The organism is Maridesulfovibrio ferrireducens (assembly GCF_016342405.1).
GTDB lineage: Bacteria > Desulfobacterota > Desulfovibrionia > Desulfovibrionales > Desulfovibrionaceae > Maridesulfovibrio > Maridesulfovibrio ferrireducens_A.
Map to the genome: position 1 here is coordinate 30,561 of NZ_JAEINN010000008.1, position 25,468 is coordinate 56,028.

The 25,468-nt window shown below is 41.8% G+C and carries 26 protein-coding genes; 12 read left to right on the top strand and 14 right to left on the bottom strand.

The genetic code is table 11. The features are described 5' to 3' along the window. The first annotated feature begins 1 nt into the window (after position 1). The 8 genes from JEY82_RS10050 to JEY82_RS10085 all read left to right on the top strand — a co-directional run bounded on the left by JEY82_RS10050 (position 2) and on the right by JEY82_RS10085 (position 9,372). Positions 2–1,732 (top strand): YcaO-like family protein, encoded by a 1,731-nt coding sequence (locus JEY82_RS10050; protein WP_304085271.1) that lies wholly within the window; start codon positions 2–4, stop codon positions 1,730–1,732. A gap of 206 nt (positions 1,733–1,938) precedes the next feature. Continuing rightward, complete coding sequence (locus tag JEY82_RS10055) at positions 1,939–2,256, top strand: TusE/DsrC/DsvC family sulfur relay protein (protein ID WP_092159174.1); 318 nt, start codon at positions 1,939–1,941, stop codon at positions 2,254–2,256. A 184-nt stretch (positions 2,257–2,440) separates the two neighbouring features. Then, the gene (rpmE, locus tag JEY82_RS10060; protein WP_304085272.1) at positions 2,441–2,671 is read left to right on the top strand and encodes a 50S ribosomal protein L31; all 231 of its coding nucleotides are present in this window, start codon (positions 2,441–2,443) and stop codon (positions 2,669–2,671) included. 272 nt (positions 2,672–2,943) lie between these two features. Beyond that, entirely contained in the window at positions 2,944–3,864 is a 921-nt protein-coding gene (locus JEY82_RS10065) for a DUF1385 domain-containing protein (RefSeq protein WP_304085417.1), read from the top strand. Then, positions 3,864–4,934: a peptide chain release factor 1 gene (prfA, locus tag JEY82_RS10070; RefSeq protein ID WP_304085273.1), complete on the top strand. Its 1,071-nt coding sequence runs from the start codon at positions 3,864–3,866 to the stop codon at positions 4,932–4,934. Before JEY82_RS10065 ends, prfA begins: the two co-directional genes overlap by 1 nt. 128 nt (positions 4,935–5,062) lie before the next feature. Continuing rightward, positions 5,063–5,926 (top strand): peptide chain release factor N(5)-glutamine methyltransferase, encoded by an 864-nt coding sequence (gene prmC, locus JEY82_RS10075; RefSeq protein ID WP_304085274.1) that lies wholly within the window; start codon positions 5,063–5,065, stop codon positions 5,924–5,926. A 174-nt stretch (positions 5,927–6,100) separates the two neighbouring features. Next, on the top strand, positions 6,101–7,027 hold the full coding sequence (gene lpxC, locus JEY82_RS10080; protein ID WP_304085275.1) for a UDP-3-O-acyl-N-acetylglucosamine deacetylase: 927 nt from the start codon (positions 6,101–6,103) through the stop codon (positions 7,025–7,027). A 209-nt stretch (positions 7,028–7,236) separates the two neighbouring features. Then, positions 7,237–9,372 carry a methyl-accepting chemotaxis protein gene (locus JEY82_RS10085; RefSeq protein WP_304085276.1) on the top strand — a complete coding sequence of 712 codons (2,136 nt, stop codon included), beginning with the start codon at positions 7,237–7,239 and terminating at the stop codon, positions 9,370–9,372. A gap of 12 nt (positions 9,373–9,384) precedes the next feature. On the opposite strand, the gene JEY82_RS10090 is transcribed toward JEY82_RS10085, so the two are convergent. The 13 genes from JEY82_RS10090 to JEY82_RS10150 all read right to left on the bottom strand — a co-directional run bounded on the left by JEY82_RS10090 (position 9,385) and on the right by JEY82_RS10150 (position 20,943). Beyond that, positions 9,385–10,221, bottom strand: coding sequence for a hypothetical protein (locus JEY82_RS10090; protein ID WP_304085277.1), 837 nt, complete (start codon positions 10,219–10,221; stop codon positions 9,385–9,387). Between the two features lie 8 nt (positions 10,222–10,229). Beyond that, positions 10,230–10,640 carry a hypothetical protein gene (locus JEY82_RS10095; protein WP_304085278.1) on the bottom strand — a complete coding sequence of 137 codons (411 nt, stop codon included), beginning with the start codon at positions 10,638–10,640 and terminating at the stop codon, positions 10,230–10,232. A 44-nt stretch (positions 10,641–10,684) separates the two neighbouring features. Then, entirely contained in the window at positions 10,685–11,011 is a 327-nt protein-coding gene (locus tag JEY82_RS10100; protein WP_092159159.1) for a hypothetical protein, read from the bottom strand. A 4-nt stretch (positions 11,012–11,015) separates the two neighbouring features. Beyond that, positions 11,016–11,705, bottom strand: a complete 690-nt coding sequence (locus tag JEY82_RS10105) for a flagellar basal body-associated FliL family protein (RefSeq protein ID WP_304085279.1) — start codon at positions 11,703–11,705, stop codon at positions 11,016–11,018. A gap of 108 nt (positions 11,706–11,813) precedes the next feature. Further along, positions 11,814–12,203 (bottom strand): chemotaxis response regulator CheY, encoded by a 390-nt coding sequence (locus JEY82_RS10110; RefSeq protein ID WP_092159155.1) that lies wholly within the window; start codon positions 12,201–12,203, stop codon positions 11,814–11,816. Positions 12,204–12,213: 10 nt separating this feature from the next. Then, positions 12,214–13,005, bottom strand: coding sequence for a FliA/WhiG family RNA polymerase sigma factor (locus JEY82_RS10115; RefSeq protein ID WP_304085280.1), 792 nt, complete (start codon positions 13,003–13,005; stop codon positions 12,214–12,216). Then, positions 12,947–13,774 carry a MinD/ParA family protein gene (locus tag JEY82_RS10120; protein ID WP_092159151.1) on the bottom strand — a complete coding sequence of 276 codons (828 nt, stop codon included), beginning with the start codon at positions 13,772–13,774 and terminating at the stop codon, positions 12,947–12,949. Before JEY82_RS10120 ends, JEY82_RS10115 begins: the two co-directional genes overlap by 59 nt. Positions 13,775–13,887: 113 nt before the next feature. Continuing rightward, positions 13,888–14,976, bottom strand: coding sequence for a flagellar biosynthesis protein FlhF (locus tag JEY82_RS10125; RefSeq protein WP_304085281.1), 1,089 nt, complete (start codon positions 14,974–14,976; stop codon positions 13,888–13,890). Positions 14,977–14,989: 13 nt separating this feature from the next. Further along, positions 14,990–17,089, bottom strand: a complete 2,100-nt coding sequence (gene flhA, locus JEY82_RS10130) for a flagellar biosynthesis protein FlhA (protein WP_304085282.1) — start codon at positions 17,087–17,089, stop codon at positions 14,990–14,992. Between the two features lie 69 nt (positions 17,090–17,158). Continuing rightward, positions 17,159–18,220 carry a flagellar biosynthesis protein FlhB gene (gene flhB, locus JEY82_RS10135; protein ID WP_304085283.1) on the bottom strand — a complete coding sequence of 354 codons (1,062 nt, stop codon included), beginning with the start codon at positions 18,218–18,220 and terminating at the stop codon, positions 17,159–17,161. A 6-nt stretch (positions 18,221–18,226) separates the two neighbouring features. Beyond that, the gene (fliR, locus tag JEY82_RS10140; protein ID WP_304085284.1) at positions 18,227–19,030 is read right to left on the bottom strand and encodes a flagellar biosynthetic protein FliR; all 804 of its coding nucleotides are present in this window, start codon (positions 19,028–19,030) and stop codon (positions 18,227–18,229) included. A 185-nt stretch (positions 19,031–19,215) separates the two neighbouring features. Next, positions 19,216–20,121 (bottom strand): M23 family metallopeptidase, encoded by a 906-nt coding sequence (locus tag JEY82_RS10145; protein WP_092159137.1) that lies wholly within the window; start codon positions 20,119–20,121, stop codon positions 19,216–19,218. A 72-nt stretch (positions 20,122–20,193) separates the two neighbouring features. After that, entirely contained in the window at positions 20,194–20,943 is a 750-nt protein-coding gene (locus JEY82_RS10150; protein ID WP_304085285.1) for a tRNA 2-thiocytidine biosynthesis TtcA family protein, read from the bottom strand. 213 nt (positions 20,944–21,156) lie between these two features. Here JEY82_RS10150 and JEY82_RS10155 point away from each other — a divergent pair, with 213 nt between their 5' ends. Genes JEY82_RS10155 through moaC form a run of 4 tightly spaced genes read left to right on the top strand, consistent with a single transcriptional unit; the run spans position 21,157 to position 24,329 of the window. Continuing rightward, on the top strand, positions 21,157–22,467 hold the full coding sequence (locus JEY82_RS10155; RefSeq protein WP_304085286.1) for a DUF4340 domain-containing protein: 1,311 nt from the start codon (positions 21,157–21,159) through the stop codon (positions 22,465–22,467). A 48-nt stretch (positions 22,468–22,515) separates the two neighbouring features. Next, positions 22,516–22,737, top strand: coding sequence for a DNA-directed RNA polymerase subunit omega (gene rpoZ, locus JEY82_RS10160; protein WP_092159133.1), 222 nt, complete (start codon positions 22,516–22,518; stop codon positions 22,735–22,737). Positions 22,738–22,739: 2 nt separating this feature from the next. After that, the gene (gene dnaJ / locus JEY82_RS10165; RefSeq protein WP_304085287.1) at positions 22,740–23,849 is read left to right on the top strand and encodes a molecular chaperone DnaJ; all 1,110 of its coding nucleotides are present in this window, start codon (positions 22,740–22,742) and stop codon (positions 23,847–23,849) included. A gap of 3 nt (positions 23,850–23,852) precedes the next feature. After that, entirely contained in the window at positions 23,853–24,329 is a 477-nt protein-coding gene (gene moaC / locus JEY82_RS10170) for a cyclic pyranopterin monophosphate synthase MoaC (RefSeq protein WP_304085288.1), read from the top strand. Positions 24,330–24,388: 59 nt separating this feature from the next. Here the strand turns inward: moaC and JEY82_RS10175 are convergent, their stop codons facing one another. Further along, complete coding sequence (locus JEY82_RS10175; RefSeq protein ID WP_304085289.1) at positions 24,389–25,336, bottom strand: UDP-glucuronic acid decarboxylase family protein; 948 nt, start codon at positions 25,334–25,336, stop codon at positions 24,389–24,391. Positions 25,337–25,468: the final 132 nt, after the last annotated feature.

The following is a 25,468-nucleotide window of genomic DNA, read 5'->3' on the forward strand; positions in this document are numbered from 1 at the left end:
AATGATTAAACTTAAATCTTGTCTTAAAGTTTATACAACTGATCAGGATAAAGCTGTTTCACCTGAAGAAACCGTTTCCCGCGTAAAGAAGTTGCTGGAAAAGAATTGTGACGGAGTGCTCGGATGTACTCGTAAGATCGACACCGGACGACTCGGAATTCCTGTTTTTATAAGCGAATGCGGTCCTGCTGCACGTGATATTATGCCTACACGCAAACAGATGGGAAAAGGTGCTTCCGTTGCGCAGGCAGAAGCCTCAGCATTGATGGAATTAGTTGAAAGATTCAGCTTTTTCAGTTTCTGGAGCAATTCCGAAAATTTCACTCTTGCAACATATAGTGAAGCTGAAGAGCTTTGGCCCGGAAAAGTTATTTCCATTGAAAAGATCCTTCAATCCGTTGACGAAGAAATGGAACCGGCTAAAGCCCGTGTTATTCTGGATTTAGTACGCTGGCATTTTCATCCGGCGCTTAATGTGCTGACCGGAGAGACGGAATATGTTCCTTTGGACTGGTTTAAAATATTAAATGAATTTAATGGTTCTTCGGCTGGAAATACCCCGGAAGAATCTGTTCTTCAAGGTGGTAGCGAGCTTGTTGAAAGGCATGTTTGTGCGGTTATTGATCGTGACAGGGGTGAAGTTCCATGTATCGATCCTGCCTCATGTGGTGACGCTGTTCTGGCAAAGCTTTGCAAGTGTTTTGAAGACAACGGAATCAAATATATCATAAATGACTTTTCTCTAGGAATGCCGCTACCCACGGTTGCTGTCACTGCTTGGGATCCGTCAACTTTTCCCGGAATGAGTGAGATTGTTTTCACAGCGGGAACATCCTCCTGTCCGTCAAAGGCTGCAATCAGAGCTTTTACTGAGGTCGCCCAGCTTGCCGGGGACTTTGAAACCGGGCGAGTCTATGAAGCTTCAGGACTTCCTAAGTTTACTGATCTGGAACAGGCTGAATGGCTTGCCAGAGGCTGTCGTGTTGCTTTAGACAGTCTTCCGTCCGTAAAGCATGCTGATATCTACGAAGAGCTGATGCAGTTTGCCGCAGGTCTGAATGAGCGTGGGTATACTTTGTACACAGTAGATACTACTCATCCTGACTTAGGTGTGTCTGCGAACTATAATTTTGTTCCCGGTTTCCATTTCAGGGAACGCACTCCGTATGCAAGTCTGGGGCTTTTTGTGGGCCGTATTCTGTCCGAAAAAGTCGCTATAGATCTTGCGGGTGCAGGTCTGGATGTTATTTCAGATATTTATGAAGATGATTATTTCATTCCTTTCTTTGAAGGGATGCTGGCTCTTCGCGGTGGTGATACATCAAGAGCTGCTGATATGTTCATGCTGGCGACCGAGGTTCAGCCTGCCAATGAAGAGAAGGCCCTGTCGGCGTTTTATACTGCCTATGCCATGTCTTTAGAGGAAAGATGGTCCGAGGTTCTCCCTTATCTTGATCGGGCTGTTGAGCTTGATAGTGAGGCTAAAGAGTACTTCAATCTTCGTGGAGTTGCATATTTCAAAGCCGGAGAATATTCACTTGCAGCTGAAGATTTTAAATCAGCTTTGGCTATAGATAGCGGTTCGGCTTCTGATCTAGCCAATTTGGGGTTATGTCATAAGTTTATGGGGGATACCGAAGAAGCTATTGAATATTTAAGAACAGCTCTTGAGCTTGAACCTGGGCTTGAGTATGCGAGAACACATCTTGAGCAACTGCTTAAAGTTAAATAGTTCTAATTTTTATGCGTATTTTTTGGGTTCATTATTGACAAGAAAGCATATTAGAGATTATCGCTTTATGAACAAAAACGTAGAGTGGTTTTTTGTTCCTTAAAAAGTCGTGAAACAGCGGATCGCTGTTTTTGGATATGGTTGATTCGGCAAACGTTGAATCACATTTCAGCTTAATAGCATAATATTCCTAAGGAGTATCACAGATGGCAAACGTAGAATTCATGGGTCAGTCCTTCGAAGTTGATGAAGACGGTTTCCTCCTCAAGTTTGAAGAATGGAGCCCTGATTGGGTTGACTATTGTAAAGAAGGCGAAGGCATCAAAGAACTGAATGAAGAACACCAGAAAGTTCTCGACTTCTTGCAGGATTACTACAAGAAGAACGGAATCGCTCCTATGGTTCGCATTCTCTCCAAAGTTACTGGTTACAAGCTGAAACACATCTATGAATTGTTCCCTTCCGGTCCAGGTAAAGGAGCATGTAAGATGGCTGGTCTGCCTAAACCTACTGGTTGCGTATAGCTTCCGGTTTTTAGCAGAATATTTAGGCGGGGCCTTACGGCTCCGCCTTTTTTGTTTATATGAGTTGTTGACTTGTTGGCCGTTTCTACATAAAAATTTCAATCAAAGCAGATATCCCTTGCATATTGTGTACGGTGGGGGTATTGGGCTTTGTTTCCACGGTTAACAAAGACAGGAGTAAGTCATGAAAAAAGATATCCATCCTAAACTTTACAAGGCAACTGTCCGCTGTTATTGCGGATATGAGTCTGATGTTTATTCTACACTGGGTGAAGAGGTTAGTACTGAAATTTGTTCAAACTGCCATCCTTTTTACACAGGTAAACAGCGTTTCATCGATGCAGCTGGTCGTATTGACCGCTTCAAGAAAAAATTCGGTGATTTCAACGCTGCTGACAAAGTTAAAGGCAATTAGTTCTTTTTTTGCGGTTTTGCCGCGTAAACATGCCTCTGTTGCTTTTGGGCGACAGAGGCATGTTGCTTTTTTGTATCCAATCGACAATCCCGCGTTGTTTTAAAGTTGGGCTTTCACTTTTTACCGCCTGCATTGTCTTTTTTTTTGGGAAATCTCGCGCTGTCCCCTTGTCTGTTCCCAATGCGTGATTATCCTATCTGAATCTGAAATCACTTGAATTAAGTGGGAATTTTATCCCTAAGAGAGGAAACGCTTTGAAATCATCTCTTTTGATGTCCGCAGCTAAGACTGTTGGTGGTCAGGCTGTAATTGAGGGCGTTATGATGCGGGCTAAGGACAGGCTTGCTATTGCGGTTCGTCGTCCTGACGGTGAGATTACCGTGGAATTACGTCCTTGGTTTTCTATGACTCCTGAGTTTATGAAGAAACCTTTTTTGCGCGGCTTCCCAATTTTTATTGAGACTATGGTCAACGGTGTCAAAGCTCTCAACTATTCCGCAACTCAGGCTCTTGACGAAGAAGACGGAGAACTGACCAGTTTTCATCTGATACTTACCATGATTATAGCGATGGGTTCCGCCTTGGGACTTTTCGTAGTTCTTCCACATTTTTTTTCAGTATTAATGAAGTGGTGGGGCATTTCCGGTGATGTTGATACCCTTAGTTTTCATGTCTGGGATGGCTTTTTTAAAATGGCCATGTTTCTTGGATATATTGTAGCCATATCATTTGTTCCTGATATCAAGCGTGTTTTTCAGTACCACGGGGCTGAACACAAATCTATTTGGGCATACGAATCCGGTAGTGAACTGACACCAAGCAAGGTCAAAGAGTTCAGCAGACTGCATCCTCGTTGCGGGACTGCTTTTTTGTTGTTTGTTTTGGTTGTGAGCATTTTGCTGTTCACTATACTGGTTCCGTTGCTGCTCGCTATTTGGTCTCCTCAGACTTTCTTATATAAACATTTATATATTGTCGGCATTAAGCTGCTTCTTATGGCTCCGGTCAGTGCTATTGCTTATGAAATGATTAAAGCGTCAAGTAAGCATGAAAATAATTTGTTTTGCCGGGCCATGTGCCTTCCTGGACTAGGTATGCAACTTTTAACTACAAGTGAACCTGATCTTGATCAGATTGAGGTTGCTTTGGCTGCTCTTGCAAAGGCTGTTGAAGAAGACGGAGGAGTAAGCTGATGTTTGCCAAACTTGAAGATATCGAACGCTCATATATGGATTTGGAGCAGGAACTTAGCGACCCTGAAGTATATAATAACCAGGAAAGATTCAGAAAAGTAACTAGAGCTCACTCTGATCAGGGAGAGGTTGTTCGGGTTTTTAGAGAGTATAAACAACTTTCTGCCGACCTTGAAGATAACAAGGAAATGGCTAAAGATTCTGATCCTGAGATTCGTGAAATGGCCGAAATGGAAATTTCCGAGATAAAAGAAAAAATTCCTGCTCTTGAAGAAGAACTTAAATTGTTGCTTCTGCCGAAAGATCCCATGGATGAAAAGAATATCATTCTTGAAATCAGGGCTGGTACCGGCGGTGAAGAGGCAGCTCTTTTCTGTGCTGATGTTTTCCGTATGTATTCCCGTTATTCCGAGCAGAATGGCTGGAAAGTTGAAGTCTTAAGTTCCAATCCTACCGGAACCGGTGGTTTTAAGGAAATGATAGCTTCCATCAGCGGGCCGAAAATTTACAGCAAGATGAAATATGAATCCGGAACCCATCGCGTTCAGCGCGTGCCTGCTACCGAATCTCAGGGACGTATTCACACCTCAGCTATTACTGTAGCTATTATGCCCGAAGCGGAAGAGGTTGATGTTCAAGTTCGCACTGAAGATGTCCGTGTTGATGTTTTCCGTGCGTCCGGTCCCGGTGGACAGAGTGTTAACACTACTGACTCTGCTATCCGTCTGACGCATATTCCGTCAGGGCTTGTTGTTATCTGCCAGGATGAAAAATCACAGCACAAGAATAAAGCTAAGGCTATGAAAGTTTTGTGTTCGAGATTACTTCAACAGGAACAGGATAAGCAGCATGCAGAGTTGGCGGAAGTCCGTCGCGCACAGGTTGGGTCCGGTGACCGTTCCGAGCGAATCCGTACATATAACTTTCCTCAGGGACGTGTAACTGATCACAGAATTAACCTGACCCTCTACAAACTTGATTCAGTCATGGAAGGTGATATGAGCGAGCTTGTTGATTCGCTTATTAATCACTATCAATCAGAAGCCTTGAAAAATCAGGCTTCAGATTAGTCACGATTTCTGAATTAAGGGCGATTGTTTTATTGCTCTTTATATTATTAAATTAAAGCTCGCGGCCAATTTGGGCGCGGGCTTTTTTTATAGAAATTTGAGATTTATTAAAACAAAGGCATCATCGCATGAAAAAAAATACTCTTAGAGAACTTCTTTCCGCAGCCAATCTTAAGTTAACAGAGGCCGGAATAGATTCTCCGGCTTTATCCGCGCACTTGCTGGCTGAAAAAGTTTTTAAGTTAGATCGATTGAAAATAATCATGGAAATGAACAACCCTGTAAATGATGATTTAATTCCAGCGTTCAATGATTTCGTTGACAGAAGGGCAAAAGGCGAGCCTGTTGCCTATATTCTTGGTGAAAAAGAATTTTACGGGATGGATTTTAAAATTGGAGCCGGAGTTTTAATACCGCGTCCTGAAACAGAAGAAATTATTGAGCATGTTTTAAAACGTTTTAAAAAAGATGACGCTTTTCTTTTTGCGGATTTCGGTACCGGTTCAGGAATTCTGGCTGTGACCATAGCTAAGCTTTTTCCCCAAGCAAGAGGGATTGCTATGGAGTTAAGTGCTGACGCCCTCGGTATTGCCCGTGATAATGCAAAGAAGCACTTTGTGGACGACCGGGTTTTATTTATTAAGGCGGACTTCACTCTGCCTGTTTTTAAAAATGATATTTTTGATCTGGTGCTTGCCAATCCGCCTTATTTAAGTGATGCCGAACTAGGTGAGATCAGTCATGAGGTTGCCGGGTTTGAACCTGTTTCCGCGCTTGTTGGTGGAGAGCTTGGTGATGAAATGATAAAGGGTTGTGCTCCGCATATTGCCGCTGCATTAAAGTCGGCTGGATGTATGTATATGGAGATAGGTTACCTTCAGGGTGAGGCTGCATATAAAATTTTTGACTCCTGTGCTGCTTTTTCAGGGCAGGTTGAAGTGCTGGCTGATATTTCAAATCACGACCGGATTGTTGTAGCTCTAAAGAATTGAATGTTGTTGCATGGTTGCAAAAATACCACAGTGTATGTTTGATCTTGTTGTAAAAAAACAACCAGTTGCGTGATGTTAAAATCTTATCATGTAATAAATTCATTTAAATCAAAGTATTAGAAGTGGTCACTATTCTGGCACTGAGCTTGCATAATTAAAGGCAGAGGAGAACTTATGCTACAAACAACTATCCAAAAAACAGTAAGATGCAAAGGTATTGGACTCCACAGCGGCAAGCAGGTGGAAATCGTATTGAGGCCTGCTGTTGAAGACACTGGTATTCTTTTTTCACTTCATACCGGGGTCGGAAGTTCTTTTATTACTCCTAACCCTGATCTGGTTGTAGCAACCGGACTTGCAACGACTCTCGGAAATGGAAAAGATTCTGTTTCTACTGTAGAACATCTTCTCGCCGCTGTGCGCGGAATGGGAATTGATAATATTCATATCGAAGTCAGAGGCAATGAGCTGCCCATCATGGATGGTAGCGCAGGGCCTTTCGTATATCTTCTTCGTCAGGCTGAAGTCATGGAACTTTCCAAAGCTCGCAGGGTTATGGCTGTTACCAAGGCTATAAATTTTGAGCAGGACGGGAAGTACGTTCGTGCTTATCCTCATGACGGTTTCGCGATTGATTACACTATTGATTTTGATCATCCTCAGATTGGAAGACAGACTCTCTCACTTGAAATTACTCCTGATGTTTTTGTTGATGAACTGGCCAAAGCCAGAACATTCGGATTCTTGAAGGAAGTAGAATATCTACATGCCAACGGACTTGCTCTCGGCGGATCGCTTGATAACGCAGTTGTGCTTGACGATTATGGCATATTGAATGAAGACGGACTTCGTTTTGTAGATGAGTTTGTACGACATAAAATTTTAGATTTTATTGGTGATATGGCTGTAATGGAAGCTCCTTTACAGGGAAGATTTGAAATATTTGCTTCCGGTCATGCACTGAATAATTCTTTCCTCAAATATCTTTACGCAAATGCGGAAGATTATCTTGAAGAACGTGTGCTTGAGCCTCTTTACGACAAGGTTGCACAGAAAGATCTTTCTCCTGTTTATCCGGAAGCCGTACCCGTTCCGGCATAGTCTTTTAAGATTATAGGATTTACTTTTAAGCCCGCCTTTAGGCGGGCTTTTTTTTATGTTAGATCTGTGTGATTGCGTGTAGAAACGGGCTTGACTCGACTTGATGCAAGAGTAAATATAATAAAAATTAAAGGTTGAGATTTATTAAAGATGATTTAAAGAAATGCAGCTTGTTCTTATATAGATGATGCAAATATTAAGGAGTTTTTATGTTCCGGTCCATTAGCTCAAGAATTTCATATATGGTTGCCGTTGTAGTAATTATTTCAACAGTTATCATGCTGTTTTTTATCGACAGCACTCTTGAAAAAGACATGCTAAATGCACAGGGGCGTACCGCACGAAATACAATTCGTATGGGCTTATTGTATCTTCAAGAAGGAAAGCAGGCGATTGAAGTTTATCGGGATAATGTCTACCGGGAGCGCAAGCAGGCTGTTAAAGACGCAATGAGTGTTTTTATTGCGCAACTTGATTCATATTATTCACTCTACAAATCAGGGGTGTTGACAGAAGCTCAAGCTAAAGAGGCTGCTTATAATCTAGCAAGAACTACTAGGTATTTTAATAATGATTATTTTTTTATCTATTCAGAGAATCTTGTTTCTTTGGCTCATCCTGATAATTCAATTGAAGGGCGAAATTTATCTAAGAGCCAAGATCAGAAAGGGTATTCGTTTGGTCCTGATATGATTTCAAAAGGAACAACTGAAGGGGGCGGGTTTCTGAATTTATGGTGGACCAGATTGGGCTCTGAGGAACCGGTTCCTAAAATTTTGTACGTCCAGCCGTTTTCAAAGTGGAATTGGATAATTGGTACAGGCACATATGTAGATGACATTGAGAGCTCTGTTGCAGTTCAAAAAGTAGAACTCATTAAGGATTTGCAGAAAGGATTTTCGCAAATACGTTTAGCTGAGACTGGACGATTGTTTGTTTTTGATAATGATAAGAAAGTATTAGTCCCACCTGTAGGTGCAGGTCCTAATTTTGCGGATACAGTCAATCTGAATACTGGAAAAAGTTTATTGCATGATCTTAAAGATGTCGGAAAACAAGGGATGTGGAAGTTAAATTATAAAGTTTTGCGCGGAGATGGAACAGAAGTTGAGAAGCAGTCTTTTGTTCGTTATTTTGCTCCTCTTGGTTGGTATGTTGCTTCAACGGTTCCTTTGAGAGAAATTCATGCTCCGGTAAATAATTTGATTATGAAGCAGGGTGGTATAAGTTTTGCCATTCTCTTGTTCACAATTGTTTTTATTTATTATGTTGTCCGAAAAATTTGTATGCCTATACAGAGTGTTTCTAAAGTAGCTTTTCTTGTTTCGCGAGGAGATTTGAAGGAAGCTAAGACATTATTTTATAAAAATAATGATCAAGATTATTTGAAGAAAATAATTAATTCCGAGAATATTGAGGGCGGAGATAAGAAGTTTGATGAAGTTGACCATCTTGTAAAATCTTTTCATACAATGCTTATAACTCTTAATTCGCTTGTAAGTCAGGTTCAACGGTCAGGTGAAATGGTTACTGGGTCGGCACTCAAGCTTGGTTCTGCAATTGGACAGCTTGAAGTTGCTGTTGAAAACCAGGCTGCGGCTACTCAGGAGCTTGGAAGTACTTCCCGTGAAATATCTGCAACGTCTCAGGAACTTGCCCGCACAATGAATGAATCTACGGAAGTTGCGGTTTCCACAGGAAATCTGGCAGATCAGGGATTACTGGATCTTGATGTCATGAGTCAAAGTATGGAAACCATGCGCGATGCTTCCGGAGGAATTTTTTCTAAGCTTTCAGTAATTAATTCTAAGGCCGCTAATATCAGTTCTGTAGTCACTTCTATTTCTAAAATATCAGAACAGATAAATCTGCTTTCCCTTAATGCTGCAATTGAAGCCGAAAAAGCCGGTGAATTTGGTCAGGGTTTTTCCGTAGTTGCACGTGAAATTAGAAAACTTGCAGATCAAACGGCTATGTCTACTCTTGATATTGAGAAGATTGTTGCTGAAATGCTTTCAGCTGTTTCATCCGGTGTTATGGAAATGGATAAATTCCGTCAGCAGGTTGAAACGGGGGTTAGTAATGTTGAAGTGCTTGGTCGCGGAATTACTGGAGTTGTGGATCAGGTCCGTTCACTTACTCCGCAGTTTGCTTTTGTTAATGAAGGAATGCAGAACCAAAGCGAAGGAGCTGAGCAAATTAGTAGTGCAATGCTTCAGTTAAGTGAAACATCGATTCAGACTAAGGATGCTCTTGAGGAGTTTGTAAGTATTACCGAGCAACTCTCAATTTCTGTTGATACTTTGGAAGAAGGCGTGGCTGTATTCCGGGTAGAAAAAGAGTAGTACGTAATTTAGCTAAGAAGAACCTAGTAAATCTGACAAGAAGCCTCCGGCAAAGTATGCCGGAATCTTTTCAATACCCAGATATTCAGGAAAAGATTCTTTTAATTTCGAAGAAAGTAACAAGCTTGTGCCCTGAGAATCTGCAAGAAGTTTAAAGCCGCATTGCGGTTTTTTATACATAATCTTGAATCTCATAGGTGACGAAGGGGAAAGGTCGAAGGCGTAAAAAAGTTCATAGAACGAATTGTCAGGGTTTTGTTCATCTTTTTTTATCTTGAGAACTATTTCCTGATTTAAAGCTATAGGCATCAGCCAAGGCATGTAATGAAGAGTTGCCGTCTTTAAAGATGAATTAAGTAGCGAGACACATTTAAGTGTTTCAAAAAGAAGAATAGTGCTTTGAGTGTCCGATTCAATAATTTTTAAAAATGATTCAGCTTTGTCCGGGCAAGTTGCTTCAGCCTGTCTATAAAATTTATTAATAACAGTTCGCGATTGAGCTTCAAAAGCCGCTCTTTTAGTCACAAATTGTCTTGTTATGTCAACAGGGTTGAGAAATTGTCCCTCGGCACTTATATCATTGGGATCGATTTCTTTAAGAATTATATCGGGGTAGAGCTGGTGGACTATAAAAGCCAGAGTGTCTCCAGGAACAGGTGACGAAGAAATATCGGCCAGCAATGTTTGAGAATTAATTTCAACCCAGCCTAATGTCTGCCGTTCCCATTTCAAGAGTCTGCCTTTTAAAATTTCACCTACGCGATATTTTTTTTGAAAAGCTGTGGCTCTGGAGGATAATCTAGAGTTATCGTTACCGTATTGTCCGCTGCCGTATTTTGAAATTTTCATGAGAGCTGTCAGTTGTATTGATCTAATATAAGTTCAACTTCTTCCGTAGATAACCCTGTTGCTTTAGCTAAACGGCTTACAGGTTTGCCCTCTTTGTGTCCTGTAATAATTATTTGACGTAGGAATTGGGGCGAATGGGCGAATTCATCCGCTTGAGCAAGAATTTTTTTAAGTTTCTTGGTTTTATTGTCAAGCAAGAGATCAAGCTGAGCCAGTTCAAGCTGTCTTTGCTCAAAAGTGGAAACAATTTCATTTTCAAGTTGGGCATTGAAATGAAGCTTGTTTATGAATTCTTCTTGTTTGGATTGCAGTTGATTTAGCAATGATTCAGATTTTTTGAGACGTAAAAAGAAGAAGATAATAGCAATGAGCAGAATTATCTCAGTAATTGAGAAGAATATGAGTAGAAAGATAGTCATTAGTAATCAGCTTTTTTGTAATCCGCAGTTGTTAGTACGATTAATCATATTTTAACGTTTATAATGTTACCAGACCATTGAGAGCCCTTAGGAGTTTCTTCTTCCGGTTCTGGATCAGGTTCTTTATTTTTTCTTTTTTGTGACCTAGCTTCCTGTCGAGTATTCTTTCCACCTTCATCTTGAATCGCACTAGACCCTTCGTCTTTATCTATTTTTTGTATTTGTTTTTGCGATTCTTTATTTTTTTCCTGTTCGGCTGGATTGATCATCAACATTTGCTGCAATTCCGACTTGCTGATTTCGGAATTGGAAATTTTTTGAACGTTCGCAAGTTGCGATATGATCAGAGGCATGTCCATAGGGCCGGGCATATAATTACCTCACAAGGTATTTTTCAAACAGAATTGTGTCGAACTGGCCTGCAACTAGATATTGGTTTATAACCATAAGCAGGTCTTTTTTTAATCTCTCCGCATTCTTCTTATCGGATAAAAACTGTAAATCTTTATTTTTAAGGTAGTAGTATACCGCGTCCCGTAGAATCAGAGTCTTTCGGCCATATTCACCGACAATTCGCTCATCAGTGGTTGTCATCGCAAATCTGGCTACTAGAAAACGGATGTGTCCTTTATCATCTTTCTGTTCAACCCAGAAAGGGTCCATTCTAAGTAACGTGACTCCCGGTTCTTCTGGAGGTGGAGGAGGCGCTTCTGTTACTTTAGGGATTTCTACTACTTTCTCTACAACCGGAGCTGGTTCTTCTGCGGGGGGGGGGGCACTGAAAAAAAATACTTTAACAAGAATTAGAGATAAGAGCAGAATTACGATGCCAATTCCGAGATAAATAAATTTTTTGGAACCAGAGCTTTTTTCTTTAGTTGTTTCTTCTTCCAGAGCTTCCAGTTCTTGTGGTTCTTCGTCTGGAAGATCGTCTTCGTCTTCATCTTCTAGAAAAGGAGCATCATCAAGATCCAGATCAACTTTTTGGGTTGCCTTGCTCGGGGTTTCTGGTGACTGAGTTTCCTCCTCGGAATCGTCAATATCATCTATAGCGAGGAAGATCATGCTTGCAACCCTTTGCTAAAGTCTTTGCGCTTAAGAATGATTTTTCTACCAGTTTCAATGAAAAAACAATTATTCAGCGGATACATAAATATATCCGCTGAATAAAAATTATAATTTTTCAAAAATTTTATTAATTTTTTGACCGAGAGTGTCAGGGGTAAAGGGTTTAACTATGTAGTTTGAAACCTTTGCCTGAACAGCTTCAATGATATTTTCCTGTTGTGCTTCAGCTGTAACCATAAGGAAGGGCAGGTCAGCAAATTCTTCGCTGGCTCTGACTTTACGTAAAAATTCAATTCCGGTCATCTGTGGCATATTCCAGTCAGAAACGATGAACTGAATGCTATCATCCTTATTCAGCATTTCCCATGCGGTTGTGCCGTCATCAGCTTCAACTATATTGGTAAAACCGATCTGACGAAGGATATTTTTAATAATGCGGCGCATGGTCGCGAAGTCATCCACAACTAGAACTTTCATAGAGTAATCAATGGCCATTTGTTTCTCCTTAGGGTTCCGTACTATATTTTTCCTGGAACATTTTTCTTAATTTTGTCAAGGCTTGGGAGTGAAGCTGAGAAACTCTGCCTTCCGTAATTTCCATTACTTCAGAAGTTTCTTTCATGTTCAGTTCCTCTCCGTAATATAAAGATAATACCAACTTTTCTCTTGGCGTCAAATTATCAATTAGATTTGCAACCTTGTCTACTGTTTCTTCAAAAACAGCTGACTGATAAGGCTCATTGTCAAACTGAGCATCATGACTGCTAGGAATATTATCATTAAATGCGTCAAGGCTTATGCAAAATTGAGTTTGTAGAGCTTCCAAGCCCTGCTGAACCTCTTTTGCCGAAAACCCTGTAGCTTCTTCAATTTGTTCACTAGTCGGTTTTTCACCGGTTTCGTGTTCAAGGTTTCTTATACTGCTTTCAATGGTTTTAACTTTTTGGCGAAGGCCGCGTGAAAACCAGTCCAATCGTCTGAGTTCATCAAGCATTGCCCCTTTTATGCGGCTTTCAGCATAAGTTTCAAACTTGATTTTAAGTTCAGGACGAAATTTTCCAAGTGATTCAACAAGTCCCATGCTTCCGGCACTGATGAGCTCACCAAGTTCCACGTTTTGTGGTAGCTTGGCTTTCATTCTGAGTGCAATGATACGGATCTTCGGAGAATAATGCCGTACTATTGCCTCACGATCAGAGGACGAAAAATCTTCCCAGTCAGTAGCCCCGGACTCAAGTTTAAGCCACGGACTGTTCTTGGAAGAGAAGCTTTTTCCAGAAGAACTTAATGTTTCCATCTAATTCAGAGGTTGATTTCCATGTTGTAATTTTTTTAGCAGCTTCCCCGATTTTTATGCATGCGGGGCTGGAAGGAGACAGCTTGCACAGAGGAGTCTGGTTAATGACAGCTTCACGCATTTTAGGGTCGCGGGGAATTACTCCCGTTAGTTCCAAAGAAACACCGCTTAAGAAGTGATCGCATGCCATATAGAGCTTTTTGAAAATATCTTTAGCTGTGACCATATCAGGAGCCATGTTTACCAAAATTTTAAACTTGTCAACTCCGTGGTTCAGTTTCATCACCTTAATAAGTGCGTAGGCATCGGTAAGAGATGTTGGTTCCGGTGTCAGCACCAGAAGTCGTTCCTGAACTGCGAGGTTGAAGTATAATACGTTTTCATTGATACCGGCTCCGGTGTCAACAATAAGATAGTCAATTTCTTCTTCCAAATGGTCCATTGCTTCCAGCAGATCAAGCTTTTGTCCTGTTGAAAGAGAAACCATATCACTGACTCCTGAAGAGGCAGGAAGGATATCAAAACCGAATTCTGTTTTATATAAAACGTCTCTGATGCTGGTTCCTTCGTGAAAAAGGTGGAACAGGTTGTACTTAGGAGCTATTCCGAGAAGTACATCCACATTTGCCAGTCCCAGATCGGCATCCAAGACTAAAACCTTCTTGCCCATGCGGCTGAGATGGCAGGCCAAGTTTACAGAAATATTTGTCTTGCCTACGCCTCCCTTACCGGAGGTGACCGAAAAGACCATGGGAAGATTAGAACTCATTTGCATCACCTGTTTATATTTAATCTTTACTGTTTACGTTGCTAGCGACATTTATGCAACGAGTATCACACCCAAAATCGTTCAAAAATAGCTGATTTATCAAAACTTACTGGTTAAATTGCTTTAGCGAATACAGCTTCATCCTTTTCTGGCAACTGGTGTTTGAAGATAAGTCTCCAGAAATCTTTTTCAACAGCACCTTTCAGGCTGTTTCTCAGTCCTGATCCGTATGAGAGCAAGGATACTGGCAGTCCACTTTCAAAAGAGGTGTTAACCAGTGCACCGTAAGAGCAGGATTCATCAAGTTTGGTCCAGATAAGACTTTTGAGTTTTGAAGATCTATATTTTTTTAAAAATGCTGTATATTGCGCTGAGGCAAAGTAAGGATTCATTACAAGATGGACAGCTATGTCGCATGCTCCGTTTAGTCCGCAGACTGCAAGCCAGCTTTCAAGTTCCGCATTTCCGGAAAGTCCGGGCAGGTCGATAAAGATTCTGTCAAACTTATGACTTTCGCCTATAAGTGTTGCAAAATCTTCTCTTGTTGCAAGGTCTTTAAATTCAAGTCCGGAAAGGTCTGCGTAATGGCGCAGTACTAGTCGTCCTTTGCCTTGTCCCTGATCCGCAGAAGCTACACAGATGCGTGCTCCGGGATTGTTTTTCTTTTCTTTAAGAGCAAGTCTTATGATTGTAGATGTCTTTCCTACTCCGTGCGGGCCAGCGAGTGCATGAAATTTTTGAGGCCAACGTCCTCCGTCAAAAGAGCAGACAGGGGCTATGTTTTCAAGGACAGGTAGAATTGCTTTTGACGGGTCCTGTCTAAGTTCGTGAAATAAACTCATGATGACCTTGCTTTCAACTCCTTCACGCTCAAGATATTCAAGAGCAAGGCGTTGGCGGGGGGCAAGGAGATTCAAGTTCATTTGCGGTTTTAAAAGAGCCATCATATGCCCTTTTATCTGATTCCATTCCTGATTCCATTCGGGGATATTATTCATGGCATCCCCGAGTACGTCGTCTCTGGTGGACCGTGTCTGGACAGGGGCTTCCTGACCTTCGACACCGACCATGATTTCGTGGATTTTGCGTCCACTTTCCTCAACTGACTTATTACTGAGGATTACAGCGCTGTCGCCGAATTCTGCTTTGATTTCGGCGAAGACTGTTGCAGTGCTGCTTCCTCTGAATGTTTTTACCCGCATATTACCAACCTTTTTAGAACTCTACAGTACCGGCAGACATGATTCTTACACTCGCAGGAATCTCAGCTTGTGATATTATAGGTATTGTAGGCAAGAACCGTACCATCAGTTGTGCCAAGTGACTTCGCATCTGAGGCGCACAGAGCAGGACGGGTTGACCGTCAGTATCCAGTACATTTTCAGCTGCGACGCTGACGGTTTGAATTAACTGCTGAGCTGCTCCCGGGTCAAGTGCAAGAAAGCCTCCATTTTCAGAAGATCGGATTGCCGCATTAAGTCGTGCTTCCACATTCGGGCCGAAGGTCAGAATAGGTAAGCTTCCATCGCTTGCAAGGTAAGGCTTAATAATTGTTCTGCTCATGTGTGAGCGAACATATTCAGTTAATTGACCAGGGTCTTGGATGGATGGACCGTAGTCAGCTAATGCTTCAACCACTGTCAGCATGTCTCGAATTGAAACATTTTCTTTGACGAGGTTTTGCAGAACCTTCTGCACAGTTCCAAGCTGTAAGATATTCGGAACCAGATCTTCAACGGCTTTAGGCGCACGCTTCGCAAGGTTGTCCAGCAGTTCCTGAGTTTCCTGTCGTCCGAGGAACTCTCCAAGATTGCGGCGGAATACCTCAGTAAGGTGTGTTGCTATGACAGTTGAAGGATCGACTACAGTATATCCAGCAAGCATTGCTTCTTCTTTCTGGCTGTCCGGAATCCAGATAGCAGGCAGATTAAAAGCAGGCTCGACAGTTTCGATACCCTTAATTCTATGTTTTGCATCACCCGGGTCCATGGCGAGCTGATGATCGATAAGGATTTCAGCAGAAGTGATGACGTTACCTTTAATAAGGACTCTGTATTCTCCGGGTTTGAGCTGAAGGTTGTCACGCAGGTGCAGTGACGGAACAATGACACCCATATCCAGAGCGAACTGTCGACGTATAGAGCGTATGCGGGAAAGAAGATTTCCGTTCTGCTCTTCGTCTACCAGCGGGATGAGGCCATATCCGACTTCCAGTTCCAATTGGTCCAGAGGCAACAGGGCTTGCACTTCTTCCGGGCTGTCCAGAGACGGAATATCTTTCTTCGATTTTTTATCTTTAGCTTCCTGCTTGTCCTTTGCTTCTTCGTCGTCGCGTCCGAGGGTGGAAACTGCGTAGACAATACCTGCAAGGAAAAGGAAAGGAATTGTAGGCATTCCGGGAACTATGCCGAAAATTACAAGTATGACGGATACAAGTTTAAGAGCGCGTGAGTGATAAGTAAGCTGGCCGAGAAATTCTTCGCCCATCTTGGCTTCAGCTGCGGCGCGTGAAACAATGATACCTGCGGAAGTTGAAATAATCAGTGAAGGGATTGTAGAAACAAGACCGTCCCCGATAGTCAGGAGTGTGTATGTTTGCGCTGCGTCAGCCCAATGCATACCTTTCTGCAGGACCCCGATCAGGATGCCGCCGATGATGTTGACGAAGGTAATCATCATACTGGCGTTAACATCTCCCTGTACGAACTTACCGGCACCGTCCATTGCTCCGTAAAAGTCAGCTTCTCTGCGGATCTGGGTTCTTTGATTTTGAGCTTCTTCTTCATCAATCAGGCCGGAATTGAGGTCGGCTTCAATTGACATCTGCTTACCCGGCATTGCATCCAGTGTGAACCTTGCGGCGACTTCAGCAATACGGGTTGTACCAGCTACGATAACTTTTTTGTTCAGGATGAAAAGAATGAGGAAGATAACAACCCCGACAATGTAGTTACCACCGACGACAAATTCACCGAAACTTTGAATAACGTTACCAGCTGCAGATGTTCCTTCATCTCCGTGCAAAAGAATTGCTCGGGTTGTCGCAACGTTTAGAGCCAGTCGCAAAAGAGTTGTGACCAGCAAAAGTGATGGAAAGATTGAAAATTCAAGAGGCGACTGCATAAACATGGATGTAATAAGAATAATTAATCCAAGGGAGATACTTACAGTCAGCATAAAGTCAATTATGAGTGTCGGGAGAGGAATCAGCATGACGAAAAGAATAATTACTACGCCTGCTGCGAGAAGAATATCGCCATGCTTGGCAAATCTTTCGTAATTGATATTTACTGCTTTTGACTTTGATGCGGCCATAATATTGACACCCCTTTCAGGTCTTGTAATTGAGGTAACGATAATCGAGGAAGAGGGGGGCTGAATCCTTTATTTACGCTTAAATCTATTAAGTTTAGCAAGGATAGCAGCTACAGCTTGATACAGTTCTTCCGGAATTACGTCACCGATCTCAACCTGTTTATACAAAGCCTGTGCCAAAGGTTTATTTTCGCGAATGGGAACGTTATTCTCACGGGCTACTTCTTTGATTCTTTCAGCTACTTTATTCATGCCTTTTGCCAGAACTTGCGGAGCAGGAGCTTGAAGAGTGTCATATCGTAATGCAATTGCGTAGTGAGTCGGGTTGGTAATAATTACATCAGCCTTAGGGACATCACTCATCATCCTTTGCTGCAGAATTGCCATCATTTTTTGTTTCATCTGCATTTTAACTTGAGGGTCACCTTCAGCCTGTTTTCGCTCATCTTTGACTTCGTCTTTGGTCATTTTGAGATTTTCCTGATAATCCCAGCGAGTGTACACAAGGTCGATGATAGCTATAACCATCATTGGCAGCATGGCGTAGCTGACCATTTTGTATCCCACTTCGAGCATGTATACAGCAAGTCTATGTGCATCTGAGTGAAAAAGTGGAATAAAGTTGGGCATTTCCTGTTGAATTACAATGTATGGCGCAATTCCAACGACTATAGCAAGTAAAAGGCTTTTAACCAATCGGACCAATGTTTTTACATCGAAAAGAAGTCGTTTGACTCCAGCCATGATGTTAAACATTTTGCTGAATTTGGGTTCGAACACTTTTGTGGTCCACAGGCTTCCTACCTGAAGTCGAACAGTCAGATATGCTACAAGTGCAATGAAAAGAAGTAAGGGGAGCAATATTATTGCCAGTTTATAGGAACACCATATGAATAGTGTGTATACTGAACTTTTATCTAACTCTAAATAAAATCCTTTGGTTAAAAACCATTGGAAAAGCTCATAAAATTGTTCGTAATAGAAGTCCATCAGGTATTTAAGTGCAAGAACTCCGGCCAGCAAGGTCATTGTTTTACCCATTTCCTGGCCTTTCGCAACACTGCCTTCATCTCTGGATTTGTCTACCCGCTTGGGAGTCGCTTTCTCGGTTTTACTTGGATCTTCCTGCATATCGACCTATTTTAGAGGGGGCATGTCCAGCGGACTGGCAGCTTTGATGATGTTTAGCATGTATGCAGGAAGTGTGTGCACAAACTCAGCTATAAAGATGGATAAGATACTGAAAACCATACTTAAGAAGAAAAATCCGACCATAATTTTTAGAGGAAAGCCAAGCATAAGCACATTCATTTGAGGAGCCATTTTGCTGATTAAAGCTAGAGCTAAGTCTACAACAAAGATTGACGCGATGATTGGTGAGGCCACTTTTACGGCTAAAACGAAAAGCTCCTTGGAAATGGTCATTATTTGGTGGACCAGTGTGTCATTGATAAAAATTTCACCCGGAGGAATATATTTGAAACTGTCGACTAGTCCTGAGATGAGATATAAATGTCCATTCATGCTGAGAAATACCAAAATAGAACACATATATAAAAAATGGGCGGTAACAGCTTCATTTACCCCCGTCATGGGGTCAAGAACGTTGACCATTGATAACCCCATATGCACGCCTATAAAGTTACCACCGGTTTGAATTGCGGAAAAAATGACATGAATAATAATTCCTAGGGTTAGCCCCAAGACTAATTCGCCCAAAATCATGAGGGCAATATTATATGGATTTGCCGGCATAAGGGATCCATCAAATGAAACCTGTGGCCATATGGCAATTGTCATAACTACGGCAAGTGCAGCTTTGACCATGTTCGGAATAGAATTTGCGCCAAAAAAAGGTAGCATAAACAGCACAATACTTACCCTGAAGAAGGTAAGATAGAAGCTCATAAGATCGCTAGGATTAAAGTTGAAAATATTCATGCTGTTCTCTTTTTGTCGTCTATTGCAAGAAAAGACCCATTATTAAAATCTTATTAACATCAAGCTTTGAATAGAGCAAAGGTTCTCAAGGTGTTACCAATACTCGTATGAATCGAATTTAAGCATGAAAAAGGCCCGTCAGGATAAATTCCTTACGGGCCTTTTAGTTGTAATAAAACTGAGTTTTAATTCAAAATGTAGCGCATCGGGCTGACCGGAACTCCGCCAAGCCTTACTTCATAATGAAGGTGAGGTCCTGTTGAGCGGCCTGTGTTACCGGCGTAGCCGATAAGTTCGCCGCGGGTTACGACCTGCCCCTTTTTAACTGTAGGACGCTTAAGATGTGCATATCTTGTTGAAAGGTTTGCGCCGTGGCTCATTTTGATCATGCGTCCATATCCACCTAGAACACCTACAAAGGCGATAGTTCCTTGTGCCGGTGCATATATAGGTGTGCCGGCGGGACAAGAGATATCAAGTCCTTTGTGATATTCTCTTTTGCCTGTAAAAGGAGAGCTTCTCCAGCCGAAGGGAGATGTTACCCATCCTTGGAGGGGCCAAATAGAAGGAGTTGAATCCAGTGCATCCTGTTTGGAACGCATGGAGTGAATTATTTCTTGTTGTCTTACTTCTTCCAGCTTTGCTTCAGTACTGAGTTGAGCAAGAAAGTCGTGCATTTTACGGACAAGAAGCTCTTGTCTGTAAAGCGGGAGATAATTTGTAGAAAAATCAGGTTCAGTAGATCCCCCTTTTGGGGCTACATTTTGAACATTTCCCTGATCCAGATTAATCATAACCCGTAATTTAGAGTCAAAATTTCTAACCCGGTCCAGATCCTGCGAAATATTCTGCATTTTTTGAGAAAGAGACAGCAATTGTGCTTTTTGTTCTTGAACAGCTTTTTCAGCGTGGGCCAGATTTATCTCTAAACCTGAATAATTTTCGTAATATTTCCAAAGTAATACATTGCCTCCAGCAAGTCCTGCTACAAGGGCAAAGATGAAGAAAAACGTCCATCCCCTGATTTGGAATTTGCGAGCATTGTCACATGGATTTTTAAATATAACTATATGGTATTTTTTGAATAGCATTGTTTCCGTAGGCCTGTTTCTATGAGGTTATAATTAGCTCTGAGTAGAAGGCACAATGATTTTGAAGAATTGTTATTGCTTTTTCATGTTTAAGTCAAGCTGCCAGCGTCTTAAAGCGTTGAAAGTGTTGTTTCTAGTGACTGGATTTTTTTGCCACTCTTCTTGAAGGCGATCATAAATATAGCTTCTTTTGGTGGCATCATTGGAAGGACAGTTGTTTTTCCAGATGGGCAATTCCCATTGGCGCGCAGCAGCTTTGATATACTTTTTCTCAAGCATGAGAGCTGGGCGGATCATTTGCAGTTTGCCTTTGAAAAAAGGCTCACTGGCGGAAAGTCCCTGAACTCTGCCGTTTTGATACATGTTCATATGAAAAGTGGTAACGAGATCGTCTGCTGTATGTCCGATAGCAAGATGTGTCAGGTTGTATTGACCGCAAAGTTCATAAAGTCTTTTGCGGCGAAGTTTGCTGCAAAAAAAACAGGCGGATTTGTTTCTGTTTTCCGGCCCGTGAGCTCTTGGGCCATAGTCAGTCAGTTCTATATGAGATGACAGCCCGTATTCTTCACACCATTTTGTGAGCGGTTTATGACTTTCCGGGTCAAATCCGGGATTAACGTGAAGTACCATTAGTTCAATATTCATTGGAATAATGGCCTGTCGGATGAGCATTGCTCTGATCAATACAAAACTGTCAACTCCACCGGATACGGCAATTCCGAGGCGAGCGCCTTCGTGAACCATCTCTGTCTTCTGCATGAGCATGCCGATGGTTGAGACAGTCTTTTTTTGCGCATAGCTCAATTTTCCCCATTTGCCCATTCTGAAACTCCGAATCAGTTTATTTGTTTACTTGAGAGGAAAAACTGATTTTATTTATTATTTAGTGTAGGTGTTTTTTTAAAAACATATTGATAGAAAGAAGTGGGCACTTTGCCTTAAAATTGATTGACATGCAAGTCTATTCCCTTTATATTAATAAATTGCTCCATTGATGAAAAACGTCGTGAGTCTATTAATCCCAAGGTGCTGTTTGTGCTGAAAAGGTTCTTAATTTTTCTGGCTCTGGTTGCCATTATCTGTGGAGCCTTCTATTTAAGTTCGCCTGAAATGCCGATGCTGCTGTCCGAACCGGTTTGGCCGGTTGTAAAGTCTCAGCAGGTTGACAGGGTCGATGTCTGTCGGCGTGGGAAAGATTGTTTTTCACTGGTGCGCAAAGTTGACGGCTGGAATGTCGTTCAGCAAGGGTGGTTGACAGCTCCCTTTGCAGAGACTGCGAAGGTCAGTGCACTTTTAGATGTTTTGTCGCAAGGACAAGCTTTAAGGTACATCGGGCACATAACCGAAGAAGATGGGCAGCAATACGGATTGCTTGCTCCTAAAATCCGCATAGCAACGGGTGGCGGGCAGGCTCTTAGTCTTACTCTCGGTGAAGAAGCTCCATCCGGTGAAGGTTTTTTTGCTTTGAATTCTCAGGATCAAGATGAACTCTTTATATTGAGTAATGATTTTGTTCGTCAGTGTGATTTTCCTGCAGGTTATTATTTTAATCTGCAATTACTGTCAGGTAGCTCTGATAATATTTCTTCTATTTCTCTTGGACATGGTGGAGCTTTTTTATGGACACTTGTTCGTCAGAAAGACCAGTTCGCCTTTTCTTTCCCTGCTTCTTTGGCTGGAAAAACAGCTAGTTCTGGAGAAATAGATTTGTTTTTGCATTCTTTGATGGAAACCCCGGCAAAAGGTCTTGTGCCTGAAGCTTCAGATCTTCCTGGTATTACGGTCTGTAGTGTTGAGGTTCTCTTTAATGATAAGAGTCTAAAAAAACTTGAAGTTTTTGAGGTGGAAGGCGGTAAGGATTATTACTTAGCAAATTCCACTGTTCAAAATGGTTTTTTTGTTCTTAGTAAAGAACATGTAGATCAGTTGAATAAAACAGCATTCGGTATGCGTAAGCGTTCCGTTCTTTCTTTAGAAATCGGAAAGGTCGGTTCTATACGTGTTTTGCAGGGTAATCAGACTTTTGTCGGAATTAAATCTGATAAAAACTGGGAGAGCTTTGAAGACAGAAAACCGTTGCTGGGTATTGACATGTCCTTATGGCGACTTAATGAATTAAAATTCGAGGCGGAACCGATTAGTGAGCTTTCAAGTTCTGCTGTAAAAGTAATGGAACTTGAACTCATGAATGTGGATGGCAGCAGGATCGATAAAGTTTTATTTTTTTCCGACCCTGAACTTCCATCCGAGCGGTGCTGGCTTTCACTTGGTGACGGCAGCGGATATTATCATGTATCCAACAAGTTGCTCGAAGATTTGCAAGGTCAGATTCCTCTCAGAAAATAGTCGTAAAGAGATTTTCTCTTTCGGCAAAACCATCGTTTTGGAGATAATATGGCAAGGATTACAATTGAAGATTGTCTGGCTGAGGTCGGTAACAGATTCCTGATTGTCCAGATGGCCATTAAAAGAGTTAAGCAGTATCGTGAAGGATACCCGCCTCTTGTTGAATCCAAGAACAAAGAAATTGTAACAGCCTTGAGGGAAATTGCCGCCGGTAAAGTTATCCCTGAAGATTATCACACATTTTCTGGAGCAAACCCGGATAGTGAATAAACATGTCTAAACGCGATTATTATGAAATTCTACAAGTCTCCAAGGACTCTCCGGAAGGTGAAATAAAAAGAGCTTATCGCAAGATGGCTTTTGAATATCATCCTGACCGTAATCCTGGAGATGATGAAGCTGAATCAAAGTTTAAAGAAGCAGCTGAAGCATATGAAATCCTCCGTGATCCCGAAAAAAGAAGTCGTTATGACCGATTCGGGCACGAAGGAATGAACGGTGGATTTAATGGGTTTAAATCTTCCGACGATATCTTTGGTGCATTCGGAGATATTTTCGGGGATATTTTCGGATTCAGTCAGGGACGCGGCGGAAAACGCATGCAGGCTGGATCAGATCTTAGGTACAATCTTACAGTTTCTTTCCGCGATGCGGCTAAGGGGACTGAGGTTGAACTGAATCTTCCTATTACTGATACTTGTGAGGAGTGTAACGGAAGCGGTTCTGCTCCCGGAACATCTCCCGAAACATGTTCTCATTGCGGTGGCAGGGGTACAGTTGTACAGAATCAGGGATTTTTCCAGATTTCTGTACCATGTCCTTCGTGTAACGGACGAGGTCAGGTTATCACCGATCCTTGTTCCGCTTGCCGTGGTGCTGGTTATGTTCGTAAAGATAAGAGCCTTAATGTTCGTATTCCTGCCGGTGTAGATAACGGATCAAGACTTCGTTTACGCGGTGAAGGTGAAGCCGGAATGAACGGTGGGCCTCACGGTGACTTGTACGTTGTTATCACCGTACAGCCTGATAAGGTTTTCAGACGCCAGGGACAGGACTTGGTTCTGACCACTGAGATCTCTTTTGTTCAGGCTGCACTTGGTTACAAAATGAGTGTTCAGACTCTTGATGAGCCGATTGATATGGATATTCCCAAGGGAACACAAAGCGGTGAAGTTTTTCAGCTTAGAGGTTTAGGTCTGCCTTATCTAGGCAGTTCACATAAAGGTGATCTGCTGGTTGAAGTTAAGGTTGTAACTCCTATAAATCTCAGTCGTAAGCAGGAAGAGCTTCTTGAGCAGTTCGCGGCTCTAGAGGAAGATAAACCCATGAAAAAAGTTAAAAAACTTTTTAAAAAAGCTAAAGACAAGGTGATGGGTGATTAAAAAATGAGTGAATTCTCCCACTTAGACGCTGATGGGAATGCCGTAATGGTAGACGTGTCAGCTAAAAAAGATACTATTCGTACAGCTATAGCTAAAGGAAAAGTTCTTCTCAACCGGGAAACTTTTGAATTGTTACAGAAAAAAGCTCTCCCTAAGGGAGATGTTCTGAATACAGCTAAAATTGCCGGGATAATGGGAGCAAAAGAAACTCATAGGTTAATCCCTTTATGTCATCCTTTGGCAATCAGTTATGTTGACGTCCGCTTTAATATTGATGAGAAAAATTATATTGTTGAGATTGAAGCTGAAGCTCGCACAACCGGTAAGACCGGAATCGAAATGGAAGCGTTGATAGCTGTTCAAATTGCAGCCGCAACTATTTATGATATGTGTAAAGCTGTTCAGAAGGATGTTGTTATTACAGATTGTCGTCTTGTTTATAAAGAAGGTGGTAAGTCCGGTATTTTTAAAGCCGTTTAATTTACCTTCGTTGAATATACAATAAAAAGCCCGTCTTGAGTAATCAAGACGGGCTTTTTTTATTTGCGTAATATTTTATCAAAGTATGCGATGGTCGGTTTAAGTCCTTCTTCCAGTGGAGTGGAAGGGGTCCAGTCGATTGTTTTTTGTGCAAGGCTTATGTCTGGACTTCGTTGGCAGGGATCATTTTCCGGTAGTGGTTTGAATTCAATTTTAGATGATGACCCAGTCATATCTATTATTATTTCGGCAAGCTGACGGATTGTGAATTCGCGTGGATTGCCTAGATTTACAGGGCCGGTGAAAGAGTCGTCAGTATTCATGATCTTGATAAATGCGTCGATTAGATCGTCTATGTAGCAGAATGATCTCGTTTGTGACCCGTCCCCATAGAGTGTGATGGGATTATTTTTCAGCGCTTGTACAATAAAATTTGAAACTACTCGACCGTCATTTACAGCCATACGTGGACCGTATGTATTGAATATTCTGGCAACTTTAATGCGTAAATTATGTTGTCTGTGATAATCAAAAAAAAGTGTTTCAGCGCATCTTTTACCTTCATCATAACAGGCTCTAGGGCCGATGGGATTAACATTGCCCCAATAGTCTTCACGTTGCGGATGACAGGCCGGGTCTCCGTATACTTCAGAAGTTGATGCTTGAAATATTTTTGCTTTAACTCTTTTTGCCAGTCCGAGTACGTTGATTGCTCCATGGACTGATGTTTTTGTCGTTTGAACCGGGTCAAACTGATAGTGAATCGGCGATGCGGGGCAGGCTAGGTTAAAGATATTATCTGTTTCCAGATAAAGCGGAAAGGTTATGTCATGGCGCATCATTTCGAAGTACGGGCTATCCATCATTTTTATGATGTTTGCTTTTTGTCCGGTGTAGAAATTATCCACACATAAAACTTCGTGTCCTTGTTCAAGCAACTTTTCGCAGAGTCTTGATCCAAGGAATCCGGCTCCGCCTGTAACCGTATAGTGCTGCATTTTGCTCATTATTTCTCCGGAAACTATGCATAAAATTTATTTGTTTATTAATTACTTGGAAAGTCCTGATAAAACAAGCAACAAAAACATAATCTTAATTTGCTAAAAAACTTTATTCTGGGGTTTTAACTTTTTTAGAAA